At 48.7% G+C, this 13,984-nt stretch carries 8 protein-coding genes; 4 read left to right on the top strand and 4 right to left on the bottom strand.

Annotated features, from left to right (window positions below; translation table 11 throughout):
• Positions 1-2 precede the first annotated feature (2 nt).
• Positions 3-1,046 (bottom strand): RNA polymerase sigma factor, RpoD/SigA family, encoded by a 1,044-nt coding sequence (locus tag AC5JR3_RS10080; RefSeq protein ID WP_495845671.1) that lies wholly within the window; start codon positions 1,044-1,046, stop codon positions 3-5.
• 822 nt (positions 1,047-1,868) lie between these two features.
• Between AC5JR3_RS10080 and priA the strand changes: the two genes are divergently transcribed.
• Entirely contained in the window at positions 1,869-4,448 is a 2,580-nt protein-coding gene (gene priA, locus AC5JR3_RS10075; protein WP_495845481.1) for a primosomal protein N', read from the top strand.
• A gap of 296 nt (positions 4,449-4,744) precedes the next feature.
• On the opposite strand, the gene thrC is transcribed toward priA, so the two are convergent.
• From thrC to rimO, 3 genes are all read right to left on the bottom strand, one after another.
• The gene (gene thrC, locus AC5JR3_RS10070) at positions 4,745-5,857 is read right to left on the bottom strand and encodes a threonine synthase (protein ID WP_495845480.1); all 1,113 of its coding nucleotides are present in this window, start codon (positions 5,855-5,857) and stop codon (positions 4,745-4,747) included.
• A 155-nt stretch (positions 5,858-6,012) separates the two neighbouring features.
• Entirely contained in the window at positions 6,013-7,404 is a 1,392-nt protein-coding gene (locus tag AC5JR3_RS10065; protein ID WP_495845478.1) for a DEAD/DEAH box helicase, read from the bottom strand.
• Positions 7,405-7,537: 133 nt separating this feature from the next.
• Complete coding sequence (gene rimO / locus AC5JR3_RS10060; RefSeq protein WP_495845669.1) at positions 7,538-8,902, bottom strand: 30S ribosomal protein S12 methylthiotransferase RimO; 1,365 nt, start codon at positions 8,900-8,902, stop codon at positions 7,538-7,540.
• Between the two features lie 283 nt (positions 8,903-9,185).
• On the opposite strand from rimO, the gene btpA reads away from it, so the two are divergent.
• The 3 genes from btpA (at position 9,186) to AC5JR3_RS10045 (ending at position 13,672) form a co-directional block, all read left to right on the top strand.
• Complete coding sequence (gene btpA, locus AC5JR3_RS10055; protein WP_495845476.1) at positions 9,186-10,034, top strand: photosystem I biogenesis protein BtpA; 849 nt, start codon at positions 9,186-9,188, stop codon at positions 10,032-10,034.
• Between the two features lie 115 nt (positions 10,035-10,149).
• A complete protein-coding gene (locus tag AC5JR3_RS10050; RefSeq protein WP_495845474.1) occupies positions 10,150-11,130 on the top strand; it encodes a vitamin K epoxide reductase family protein in 981 nt (326 codons plus the stop codon).
• A 373-nt stretch (positions 11,131-11,503) separates the two neighbouring features.
• Entirely contained in the window at positions 11,504-13,672 is a 2,169-nt protein-coding gene (locus tag AC5JR3_RS10045; RefSeq protein ID WP_495845472.1) for a CHASE2 domain-containing protein, read from the top strand.
• The last annotated feature ends 312 nt before the right edge of the window (positions 13,673-13,984 follow it).

Genomic DNA, 13,984 nt, shown 5'->3' with positions numbered 1-13,984 from the left:
TTTTAGTTCAACCAACCCTTCAAGCGGCGAGCAACTTGGGGACGGCGCAGCTTACGCATCGCTTTACTTTGAATTTGCCGTACGCGTTCGCGAGAGAGATTAAACATTCCACCCACTTCTTCCAAGGTGTAGGGTTCGCTACTAGTGAGACCATAGCGCAAGGAAATGACATCTTTTTCCCGTTCCGTCAGTACATCGCTCAAAACATCCCAGATTTCCTGGCGCATCATGGTTTCGCTCATCTGCTCTTCCGGTAAGCGCAGGTCGTTATCTTCGAGTAGATCAACTAATTCGGTATCTTCACCCTTACCGACGCGGTGATTGAGGGAGAGCGATCGCCTGCGTAACTGTAGCAACTGGCGTAAATTAGAGCGAGAAACCTCTAAGAACTCTGCTAGTTCCTCTTCACTCGGATTGCGCTGCAATGTCTGCTTCAGGTCGCGCTGGGCTTTTTTCAGCTTGTTTAGCTTCTCAACAATGTGGATCGGTAGGCGGATTGTGCGAGCATCATTGGCAATGGTGCGGGTAATTGCCTGACGAATCCACCAATAGGCATAGGTTGAGAACTTATATCCTTTTTCGGGATCAAACTTTTCAGCCGCGCGGTTCAAGCCTAATGCGCCTTCTTGAATCAAATCTAGGAAGGGAACTCCCCGATTTAGGTAGCGCTTGGCAATAGAAACAACCAATCTCAGGTTGGAGCGAATCATCTTTCGCTTCGCTACACGACCGCGATACAAGCGGTTTTCTAACTGGCGCTCCGTCAAATCAATCGCCGCCGCCAACTCAGCTTTGGTTGGCTCATGCTTCAATTCTTCTCTTAAGTGCTCACGAATCTCTTCCATCTTTACGAGGAATTGCACGTTATTCGCCAGATCTACTTCTTCTTCTGGCTTGAGCAGCGGATAACGCGCCATTTCCTTAAAGAAAGCCCCAACTGTGTCGTCTGAACCCGTTTTCTGGTATCCCGATGTCCGGCTTCCTTCCAATCCTTCTCCAGAGCCTGAGAATTCAACTTCAACCAGCGCCAAATCGGGTTCTTCCATATCGGTATCAGTCTCAGCGTTATCAGGAAAATCTGGCTTGAGATCAGAGTCCAGGGTGTTGCTTTCGTTCAGTTGAGTAACATTCATAGTGAGAAATAGAAATATGATCAGGAGCGACTACAAGAGTGAGTTGGTAGAACTTTGCTTCAGTGTTCAGCCTATCCAGGAGAGCCTGGAGGGATTTGACTGAGTTATGTTTTTCTCAAAAAATAAAGGTTTTTTGGCTTTTGGGGAGCGATCATCACCTATGAACTAGTGACGATGAAGGCTTTTGCTCAAAAAAGAGAAAATCGTTTTTTCCTACGGATCTAGAAAAAACATTTTTTCTCAGGCTAACAGAATATTTGTAAATAGTTGTTTGCCTGATTACAGAATTGCGAAGTCCTCAGCTAATTAGTAGTTTTAGTGAGGTTAGGAGGAATTAACAAACGACAGCGGGACTGGAAGGAATCAAATAGTTTTAGGAGTTTCTTAAATTAATCTGTTATTTTCAAGAAACACCTTAGGCATTAAACTGACTTTCCTTGATACTGTTGAGTATGTCCTACTAACTGACTTTACCGTTCCTTTTATTTAACTTTGCTATATCTTTATGCTCTCATATCTTAACTAGATTGCCTCTCTATCGCTAGTCAGAAAACTAGTACTATCTCTGAGAGAGTCTTGTGTTCGCTGAAATCTGCTAGTCGAGAGAAAATACTGATGACAGCAGGCTTGAGGGTAGGTGTTGAGTTTCCAGAACGATCGCCCGCTACAATCAGATTGTTTCAAGGCGCGATCGCGCCTATCAGCTCGGATTCCGTGGAGTGGTAAGTTTGCGGTATGTCTAATCAGCAGGTGGGTCTAGTCCTGGCAGAACCTGGGGAGTCTTATCAGTCGGGTTCTACTATAGAGCGCTGGATTGAAGTGCTGGTGGATTGTCCGGGAACGCAGGAATTATTTACCTACCGCTTACCTGCCGATTTACAGGTGCGTCCTGGCGATATCTTGAGTGTCCCCTTTGGGGCGCAACAGCTAGGGGCGATCGCGATTGGGCTTGTGGACTCCCCCCCTCCCGGTCTCGACCCCTCAAAAATTAAAGAAGTTGAGGATGTCATTAGTGCGGGGTTCTTTCCAGCATTTTATTGGCAACTCTTGGAGCGCGTCGCCGCCTACTACTGCACGCCGCTGATCTCGGTGATTCGTGTGGCGTTACCACCGGGATTGCTGGCCCGATCGCAACGTCGGGTGCGCCTGAGAGAGGAAGCGATCGCCTCAAGTGCTGATACCTTTATTAGTCCTGTAGCGCGTCAGGTGTTGGAACTTTTGCGATCGCAACCCAACGGCAACTATAGCTTGCCCTACATCCAGCGACAAGTTCGTGGAGCCAGTCGCGGACTGCGGGAATTATTGAAGCGTGGCTGGGTAGAAAGCTACGTAGAACCACCGAAACCTACCCAACCCAAATTACAAAAAGCCGTCACCTTAGTTAGTGATAGTTTTCCCTTAGATTTAACGCCACGACAGCGAGAAATATTGGACATTTTACGGCGTCGTGGTGGGGATTTGTGGCTGACAGAATTGCTGCAAATTTGTAACACCAGTTCTACAACTGTAAAGGCATTAGAAACGAAAGGATATATAGTAATTCAGTCTAGAGAAGTATTGCGAACTTCAGCTGAACCCGATCTTGCTGCCGATCGCCCGAAAGCCCTCACGCCTGATCAAAGTGCGGCTTTAGCAACTATTAGCAACTTACAAGAATTTAGCCGCGTGCTGTTGCATGGGGTAACAGGCTCGGGAAAAACCGAAGTATATTTGCAGGCGATCGCGCCCATCCTTGAACAAGGAAAATCTGCCCTCGTCTTAGTCCCAGAAATCGGACTCACCCCCCAACTCACAGACCGCTTTCGCGCCCGTTTTGGCAACAAAGTTTGCGTCTATCACAGCGCCCTCTCCGATGGCGAACGCTACGACACTTGGCGGCAAATGCTCATCGGAGAACCCCAGGTAGTCATTGGCACCCGCTCCGCTATCTTTTCCCCGTTACCCCAGCTCGGTTTAATTGTCTTAGATGAAGAACACGACTCTAGCTTCAAACAAGACCAACCCGCCCCCACTTATCACGCCCGCACTGTCGCCCAGTGGCGTGCAGAACTAGAAAACTGCCCCCTGATTTTAGGTTCCGCCACCCCCTCTTTAGAGACGTGGGTGAATATTGGGGAGCGGGGGAGCGGGGGAGCAGGGGAGCGGGGGAGCGGGGGAGCAGGGGAGCAACAAACTATTGACACTCCTCCGAACTCAGGACTCAGGACTCAGGACTCAGGACTCAGCACTCACTACCTAACCCTACCCGAACGTGTCCAAGCTCGACCGATGCCACCGATAACAGTTGTGGACATGCGGTCAGAATTGCAACAGGGCAATCGCTCCATCTTTAGCCGTTCACTGCAAGACGCCTTGCAACAGCTCCAAGAACGGGGTCAACAGGGTATTTTATTTATCCACCGCCGAGGACACAGTACCTTTGTTTCTTGCCGTAGCTGTGGATATGTAATGGAGTGCCCTCACTGCGATGTCTCCCTGTCCTATCACTACACTCACGAAGGCGCAACGGAGTTATTGCGGTGTCATTACTGCAACTACACCAAACTGCACCCCCGCAACTGCCCCGAATGCAGTTCTCCTTACCTCAAAAACTTCGGCAGTGGCACCCAGCGAGTCGCCCAGGAATTAGCCAAGGAGTTTCCCGACCTACGCATCATCCGCTTTGATAGCGACACCACCCGCACCAAAGGATCTCACCGCACGCTGTTAACACGTTTTGCCAATGGGGAAGCTGACTTATTAGTGGGGACGCAAATGCTTACTAAGGGGCTGGATTTAGCACAGGTAACATTGGTGGGCGTTGTCTCCGCTGATGGCTTGCTGAATCTGGCAGACTATCGCGCTACCGAACGGGCATTCCAAACCCTGACGCAAGTTGCAGGACGTGCTGGACGCGGCAATGATCCCGGCAAAGTGATTATTCAAACCTACTCTCCAGAGCATCCTGTAATTCAAGCAGTACGCCAACATCAGTATCAGTCTTTTATCGAAGCCGAACTAGAACAACGCGCCGCCCTAAACTATCCGCCCTACGGACGTTTAATTCTTTTACGTTTAAGTGGATTGGATGAAGTCGAGGTGATGCAAACGGCGGAACACCTAGTAGAGGTACTCGAAAAAGCTAATTTTGCCGGGGAAATTCTTGGCCCTGCTCCTGCCAGCATCATGCGCGTTGCCCGTCGCTATCGCTGGCAAATATTGCTCAAGTTCCCTCCGGAAGTCCCAATAGAGGTGTCAGTGTTGAGCGAGTTGCGGGAAACCTGTCCCAAGACAGTGAGCTTCTCTGTCGATGTTGACCCACTGAATCTGATGTAACTGCTTAGTAATAGGCGAGATTGTGTTGCCATGCAAATATTTAAAAATTGATTCTTAGTCAGGGTTAAAAACCTGACTACAAACCTTTAATTATTGGTATGTGCTACTTACACAGTGAAGTAGGCACGACATTTAATATTTCCAAGGTTTTAAAAGAGCGGAAGGGGGGATTTAATCTTTCTTTGGGGGTATGACAAAGCTGTGCCTCTACCCGGCTAAATAAGGGATTTTTTATTTTTGCTCCGAGGTTCCCGCTCTATCCAAACGATACAAGCGATGAGCGTAGATCAATTATTCTAAAATCCCATGACTTCAGCAACTGCCTCGATCGTTGGCTCGATTCCTGGTTTTAAAGGATTATTACTGTGCTCAATGGCGTTATCTGGGTCTTTCAAACCATTCCCAGTCAAGACACAAACTACCGTTGCTTCGGCTGGCACTTCGTCTTTCACTTTCAGTAAACCCGCAACGGAAGCGGCACTAGCGGGTTCGCAGAAAACGCCTTCTTGAGAGGCTAATAGTCTATAAGCTTCGAGAATCTCAGCGTCGGTAACGTCCCTAAATTTTCCTTGGCTGGCTTGTTGCACGGCGATCGCGCGTTCCCAATTCGCCGGGTTCCCAATCCGAATCGCTGTTGCCACGGTTTCGGGATGCATTACAGGTTGTCCTGTAATCAGGGGAGAAGCACCACTGGCTTGAAATCCCATCATCCGAGGCAAGCGATCGCATTTATTTTCCTGGTGGTACTGACAAAATCCCATCCAGTAGGCAGTGATGTTTCCTGCATTTCCTACGGGAATACATAGCCAATCGGGAGCATTCCCCAAGTCATCAACAACTTCAAATGCTGCCGTCTTTTGACCTTCTAGGCGGTAAGGATTAATAGAATTAACCAGCGTCACCGGATAGGTTTGGGCCATTTCCCGAACAATATCCAATGCCCGATCAAAATTTCCCTTAATTGACAGCACTTCTGCGCCATACATCAATGCCTGCGCCAATTTTCCCAGCGCTACGTAGCCTTCGGGAATCACCACAAATGCCCGCATCCCACCGCGACGCGCATAAGCCGCCGCAGCGGCGGAGGTGTTCCCCGTGCTGGCACAAATTACCGCTTTTGCCCCAGCTTCTTTTGCCTTAGAAATCGCCATAGTCATTCCCCGGTCTTTGAAGCTACCTGTAGGGTTTAGACCATCGTATTTCACATAAACCTGCACTCCTTTGCCAATCAGTTTGGCGATCGCCGGAACGGGGATCAAGGGCGTATTTCCCTCAAGCAACGTCACAACAGGGGTTGTAGCGGTAACGGGCAAATAGGGACGGTAAGCCTCAATTAGACCTTGCCACCGGGGACGTCGGGCAGCATTGTTGAGGTCAGGAGAGTTAGTAGTAGATAGACTTAGAGCCACAAGCGTTTCGGGATGGGAAATTGACGAGTTAAGGATTGGCAGACCGGGATAGGGATTGGGGATCGGGGGCTTATAAGGCACTCATACAATAAAACCATCATTCTTTTTACGATTGGCTTTCCCTAGCCCCTAGCCCCTAGCCCCTTGTCCCTAGTTTACGACCGATTTTGTACAGAAGTTTTCTGACTGCGCTCAACTCGTCGCTTGGGAGCTGAGGGACGGTCATTTACTGATGGCTCTTCTGATGCCAGCCAGCTCGGTTGAGTTTGGTCATAGACCATTTGCAACGCGGCGGCGGCGATCGCATGGGGATCGTACTCTTCGCTCAAGTCTCTGACAATCGGTAGGAAGGATGCCATCCGTTCGCCAGCAAGAGCTTCCCGTAGTTGGTCTTGCAGTTTTTCGAGTCGTTTCGCCTCAATTTGCGACCGGGTAGGAATCCGCAAAATTTCTACCGTTTGGCGCACTTTACGCTCGATTTGCCGCATTTTGTACTTATCTAAGGGGCTGATCAGGGAAATCGCTGTTCCTGTCTTCCCTGCCCGACCTGTACGACCAATGCGGTGAATATAACTTTCGACATTATCTGGTAAGTCGTAGTTAATCACGTGGGTGAGGTTGTCTACATCCAAACCGCGAGCGGCAATATCCGTGGCAACTACCCAGCGGACTTGATTTTGGCGGAACCGAGACAATAGGCGCTCTCGCTGGCTTTGGCTCAAATCGCCATGGTACTCATCAACGCTGTGACCAGCCGATTGCAAATGGTTGGTCAGCTCGGCGGCGGCTCGTCGCGTCCGCACAAAGATTAATGCGGTTTCTGGGTCTTCCAACTCTAGAATCGGCTGTAAGGCTTGGGCTTTTGTCCAACCACGCGGCACTAGGTAAGCATGTTGCTCGATGCGTGACGGGGTAGCTTTTGGTTGCTCAACCGTAACGGTAGTGGGCGAGTTCAAGAACTGGTTGACTAAATCCCGAATTTGTCGGGGCATCGTCGCGGAAAAACAAGCCGTTTGGCGATCGCGTGGCGATTTCTGGAGAATCTTCTTGACATCGTCGATAAAGCCCATGCTTAGCATTTCATCGGCTTCATCTAAGACTGCCCAGCGGACTTTATCCAGCTTGAGGTCTCCTCGGTTTAGCAAGTCAATGACTCGCCCTGGCGTCCCAACGACAAGGTGGACACCCCGTTGCAGGGAACGGATTTGGCGATCCATTGATTGACCACCGTAGACCGTGAGGATATTGAGACGGCGGTTGCTGGAAAAGTCACGGATCGCATCGGCTACTTGCGAAGCTAGCTCCCGCGTCGGTGTCAAGATTAAAGCTTGAACGCTGCGGTTCTCCAGATCAATCAGGTCTAGGATTGGCAGTGAAAAAGCTGCCGTTTTACCAGTGCCTGTTTGAGATTGACCGACCACATCCCGTCCAGCCAGCAATTCGGGAATTGCTTGCTCTTGGATGGGGGTGGGCGTTGTGAAGCCTAGATTTTCCAAGTGTTGGACACGAGCTTCAGACAGGCCCAGGCTTTTGAAGGAAAGGGTCATAATTTGTTTGTTGTTTGTTGGTTTTCAGTTAAAAGGTATGTCGCGCAATTTGAGGCAAGAAAATGTCGTGAAGTAGTTAGTTTGGGTTCTTCACTCCTTCAGCTCTAAATAGGGCTGACTTGCCTAATTTGCCTCAAGTCGCGCTGTTGACGACGAGTCGCTGGTCTGATTGAGCATCGGACACGGGTGCGACTTCACCAAACAGGTCGTAGATGTCGGCATCGGTAATCTCAACGGGCACGATTTTCCCCAGTTGGGCATTGCCTTGGATGTAAACCAAGCCATCAACTTCCGGGGCAAATTTTGCCGAGCGACCAATAAGTTCGCCCGTAGACGGGTTTTCTTGTTCAATCAGGACATCAACGACTTTGCCCACATAGGCTTGATTTTTCTTTAAGGAAATCGGCTGTTGGGTTGCCATTAAGGCGTCCCGCCGAGCATCCATCACCGATTGTGGGAGTTGGTTAGGCAAGGTGTAAGCGGGGGTTCCTTCTTCTGGGGAAAAGGTAAAGACGCCAGCATGGTCAAATTCGTGGCGCTGTACAAACTCCAACAGATGCTCAAAATGTTCATCTGTCTCTCCAGGGAACCCGACGATGAAGGTAGTCCGCAATACTGCCTCAGGTAGCGCTGTTTTAAGGCGCTCAATCAGCGTGTCATTGACCCGCCCTTGCCAGGGTCGGTTCATGGCTCGCAAAATTTCTGGATGGGAATGCTGTAGGGGGAGATCCAGATAAGGCAGTACGTTAGAGGTTTCTCGAATCGCTTCGATTACAGGAGGTGTTAAACCTGTCGGGTAGGCATAGTGCATCCGAATCCAGGGAACATCAACGTTCCCTAGTGCTCGCAGTAGTTCTGCTAGCATCGGTTTACCGTAGAGGTCTAGACCGTAGTTAGTAGTAATTTGGGAAATGAGAATAATTTCTTGGACACCTTCTGAGGCAAGTTGTTGGGCTTCAGCAACGATTGATTCAATCGAACGCGACCGCTGATCGCCCCGCAGATGGGGGATAATGCAAAATGCACAGCGATAATCACACCCCTCAGCTACCCGTAGGTAAGCTACTCCCTCAGAGGTTGTTCGATAGCGTGGTAGAGTTTCGTCAGCGATGAAGGTCGGTTCGGCTGAGATCTGCTTGACTCGCTCTCCGACTTCTACCCGTCGAATCACATCGACTATTTTATTATAGTCCCCTGTACCCACAACGGCTACAGCTTCTGGTAATTCTTCGAGCAGTTGCTCTTGAAAGTGCTGCGCCATACAGCCAGCGATCACAATTTTTTTATCCGCTTCTGCTAGTTCTACTAGGGCGCGGACAGACTCCGTTCTGGCAGCTTCAATGAAACTACAAGTGTTTACAATAACGTAATCGGCTAATTGTTCATTCGTATCGACCTGATAGCCGGCTTGCACTAGCAGACCGAGCATATGTTCTGTATCGATGCGATTTTTCTCGCACCCTAGATGAGAAATTGCAATGGTTGGCTTGTTGCCCATGCGGTTAGTATATCTGTCTATGGCTCCCTCCAGTGGGGGATCGCTCATCAGTGAGAAGCATTTTACAACATAGGAGCTTTTAGTTTCACCCAGACTTCAAGCAATTGCGTGATGTTGGGTGATTCCTTTGATAAACCCCGTTCCTTATTGTAGATAAAATTCTATTGAGGAAACCGAAGCGATCGCCTTTTATTCTGCTCTGTTCGTTTTTTTCGACCCAGTACAGTAGACGATTGCTTGTAGCCTTAGCAGAATATAGCCGGTGTTTTCATCTATAGCTCCCGTGAACCTAACTCAAATTTTCAAGACACCGAATCCAATTATTGGGGTTGTTCATCTCCTTCCCCTACCCACGTCTCCCCGCTGGGGCGGTAGCCTCAAAGCGGTCATTGAGCGGGCGGAGCAGGAAGCAACTGCCCTAGCCGCCGGGGGAGTTGATGGTATTATCGTTGAAAATTTCTTTGACGCTCCCTTTACCAAAGATTCAGTTGATCCCGCTGTTGTTAGTGCGATGACGCTGATTATCCAGCGATTAATGAACCTGGTGACGTTGCCTGTGGGGATCAATGTATTACGCAACGATGCCCACAGTGCGTTGGCGATCGCCACCTGTGTCCATGCCCAGTTCATCCGTGTCAACGTCCTTACAGGCGTTATGGCAACCGATCAGGGATTAATTGAAGGACAAGCCCACCAGTTACTACGCTACCGACGAGAACTCGGCAGCGACGTCAAAATTTTGGCAGATGTCCTGGTCAAACATGCCCGTCCTCTGGGTTCTCCCAATCTCACGACCGCTGTTCAAGAAACCATTGAACGCGGTCTAGCTGATGGAGTAATTCTCTCCGGATGGGCAACGGGTAGCCCTCCCACCTTAGAAGATTTGGAATTAGCCTCGGCTGCTGCCAACGACACCCCCGTTTTTATCGGTAGTGGTGCCAGTTGGGAAAATATTTCCACCCTGATGCAGGCAGCAGACGGCGTAATTGTTTCCAGTTCCCTCAAGCGCCGAGGCAAAATCGAGCAACCCATTGACCCGATTCGCGTCTCTCAATTTGTCGAGGCTGCCCGACGCAGCGTTTCTCCAAAAACGGAACCTCAAGCGATTTCTTCGGTCAAGCTACATTCGTAGAAGTCAATCACTAGCCTCTAGTCAGTTATTTATTTAGTTATTAGTTGGTACAAAAACTTTGTCCTTCTAAAGACTAAAAACTTTTCTTAGCCCCTAGTTTATAGACCTTAAAATTATGAGCCGCCGACGTTCTGTTCCCTGGATTCATCGCTGGTCGCGTCCAATAATGGGAGCGATCGCTACTATTGGTGCCCTGCTGACCGCTTATCTGACTGTAGTCAAGTTCTCAGGAAGTAGCGCCGCTTGTAGTGCCGGAGCCGCAGGTGCTGCCAGTTGTAATGATGTTCTTGCTAGCCCCTACGCCAACATTTTTGGTTTGCCCCTGTCGCTATTTGGGTTCCTAGGCTATGCCAGTATGGCGGCTTTTGCCCTCGCTCCTTTGCTGATTAAATCAGAGCAAAACAAAGACCTGCGTGCCAACTTAGAGAAGTGGACATGGCTTTTGTTGTTTGCAGGTGCCACCGCTATGACTATATTTAGCGGCTATTTGATGTACCTGCTGGCGTTTAAAATTCAAGCCGCTTGTCTGTACTGCATTGCCTCCGCCCTATTTTCCTTGAGCTTGCTAGTGCTTGCCCTCATCGGTCGTAGTTGGGAAGATATCGGGCAACTCCTTTTTACAGGTCTTATTGTCGCTATGGTGACGCTTGTTGGCACCCTGGCTGTCTACGCTAGCGTCGGAGAGTCTGTGGCTGGCGGTGGCTCTGGCACACCAATTCCCCTGGTTAATACTACCCCTCAACCCCCCAACGGCTGGGAAGTCACCACCACATCAGGCGAAGCCGAACTCGCCCTAGCGCGTCACCTTCAAGAAAGCGGAGTGAAAATGTATGGCGCTTACTGGTGCCCTCACTGTTTTGAGCAAAAGCAGCTATTTGGTAAAGAAGCTGCCAAAATATTCCCCTACAATGAGTGCGCTCCTGATGGTACAAATCCTCAGACTGAAGCTTGTGCCCAAGCGAATGTTAAAGTTTTCCCAACTTGGGACATTAGTGGCGAAGTTGTTACGGGTACTCAGTCGTTAGAACAACTTGCTGATTTGTCTAACTATCAAGGCCCACGCAACTTTAAGTACGTTCTGCCGGGTCGTTCTTAAGCCTACGGCTAGCCGGGTTGACTTTCTTGAGGAGAGCGATCGCAATTATCGACTTCTCCCTCACCTAAGTCTCCTCAGCTAGAACAAAAGTCGCTCCACCCTTTCCCTCTTCGTGACGGGGAAGGATGGGGTTGTTAGGATGACTCTCAGCTTGAGCTAAATGCTAATTGCACCCGATTAAAATCCTTATAATCAAGAACATCTACCTCTTCCTCAAACCGGGAACTCTATACTCAGTAATTAATCAAGCTTAATGTCAGTTACTTTGAGCCAATTTTCCACTACCAACTTGGAAATTCTGACATACAAAGGGAAAAGATAAAACTCGCCGAAATTACGGATAACGGTTGGGGTAGTTGTGCCGTCACTATAGATGCCGAAAAGACATTTACGGTTAAGACTGAGACCGCTGTTAGAGCAAGGGCGTCCAGCGTTGCTCACCTCCTTTGGTGTGGCAGGCGGTATTATTGTTCTGCGCTTGTTGGGACTCCTACAGCCATTAGAACTAGCAGCTTTCGACCAATTATTTCGCTTGCGTCCCCCGGCATCTGTTGATCAGCGCCTTGTGATTGTGGAGGTTGGGGAGGCTGACCTACAGCAAATTAATCAATGGCCAATTCCTGATGCGGTCATGGCTACTTTGCTGGAAAAACTAGCCGCTTACCAACCGCGTGTAATTGGGTTAGATATTTATCGGGACTTGCCTGTCAATCCGGGTCACGATCGCTTTGTCAAGGTTTGTAAAGCGCTGCCAAAATTGATTGGCATAGAGAAACTGGCGGATGAGCAAAGCGCTGGAGTTTTGCCTCCCCCCTGCTTAGATTCAAACCAAGTCAGTTTTAACAATGTAGTTGTAGATCGGGATGGAATAGTTCGTCGCAGCGTACTCTACTGGCACATTGATGAGACTCTACACAAGAGTTTTGCCCTGCAACTGGCTTTGAAATATCTAAAGGCAGAAGGTATTAGTCCTAAACCTGCAAAAATAAATCCTGACTATTTACAGCTGGGTCAAGCAATTTTTCCGCTGCTACAGCCGAATGATGGAGCGTATGTGCAGGTGGATAATTTGGGCTACCAGATTGTTGCCAACTTTCGTACGGGCGCTAACTTTCGCACGGTGTCCCTCGCCGATGTTTTAGCGGATCGAGTCCCGGCGCATTGGATACGCGATCGCATTGTTTTGATCGGCTCGACGGCACCCAGTTTGCAAGACTTTTTCTACACCTCTTACAGCAGCAGCCTGCTTGGTGACGCTCAACCTGTGGCGGGCGTAAAACTTCATGCTCATTTTGTCAGTCAAATCCTCAGTAGCGCTTTAGAGGGTCGTCCGGTTATTCATGCTTGGTCGGAACCAGGAGAGTGGCTGTGGATTTTAGGGTGGTCTGTGTTGGGGGCGAGTGCTGTTTGGCATTGGCGATCGCCTCGACGCGCCTTCCCCTATCTTCTGCTGGCAAGTGTGACTTTAGGTGGCAGCGTCTACATTGCTTTCTTAGCGGGGTGGTGGCTACCCCTAGTACCGCCACTCTTGGCACTCGGCAGTTCCGCCATCGTTGTTACCAGTTCTATTGCCCACCAGGAAGAGGAATTAAAAAGATCTAAAGAATTTTTGCAGAGCGTAATTAACACTATTCCCGATCCAGTTTTTGTCAAGGACAAAGACCATCGCTGGATTATTCTCAACCCAGCCTATTGTCAGTTCATCGGCTACCCCCTCGAAAGCTTATTGATGAGGTCTGACTACGACATTTTCCCCCGCCAGGAAGCGGAAGTCTTTTACTCGCAAAATGAGTTGGTGTTCCAGACGGGGATTGATCAGGAACACGAAGAAGAATTTACCGACGCCTTTCAAACCACCCACTTCATTTCTACAAAGCGATCGCTGCATAAAGATGTTAGGGGCAATCTTTTTTTAGTAGGGGTGATCCGTGATATTACTGAGCGTAAACGCATGGAGGAAGAACTTAAGCGTACCGCTGCCGAACTGACTCGTTCCAATGCCGAACTTAAGCTGTCAGAAAATCGCCTACGTTATTTAGCTCATCACGACCCACTGACAGGTTTATCAAATCGTCAAAACTTTCAGGATTCCCTCCGTCAGTCTCTAGAATTAGCAAGTAGTAACGAACAAATTTTCGCCCTCTTATTTTTAGATTTAGACGGCTTTAAGCAAGTCAATGACTCCCTAGGTCACGATTATGGCGACCTCATCCTCAAAGGTGTTGCCCAGCGATTAACAGGCTGTTTGCGTAGCAACGACATCGTTTCTCGCCTAGGTGGAGATGAATTTACTGTCATCCTTCCCAATCTTGCCAGAGTGGAAGATGCCGCTAGAGTTGCCCAAAAAGTTCTCACAGCCTTGTCTAAAGGCTTCTTGCTTCAGGGACACACTACTTTTGTTACGGTGAGTATTGGTATTAGCGTCTATCCCCGAAATGGTAAAGACGTAGAAACATTAATTAAGAAGGCTGACACAGCAATGTATCACGCTAAAAACCTAGGAAGAAATCAATATACTTTTGCTCAAGAATTAATTTTTTAAAATTTAGAATTTTATCCGGAAAAAAGGTTTCTGGTATTGAGGAATGTACGGAAGCCACAAACACTGTACTGAGGGATGAGTTTACAGGAAATTAAATATATTAAGATTCTATGTAACACATAATTAATACCTATTGATTCCTCCAAGGCTTACCTGGCTAGGGTTTAGCGCTTCATACTTTTTACTTCTATGGCAAAACTTTATTTAATTTATATGCACTGTAAATCTTTGGTGAAGGAACTCAATTTCTCAAAAACCAGTGAATATACTGAAGACACTTCTTTGAACTATTCATCTACCGCTAGGGCTGTT

The sequence above is a fragment of the Kastovskya adunca genome, from assembly GCF_059505785.1.
This window is presented reverse-complemented; position numbering and strand designations above follow the sequence as displayed.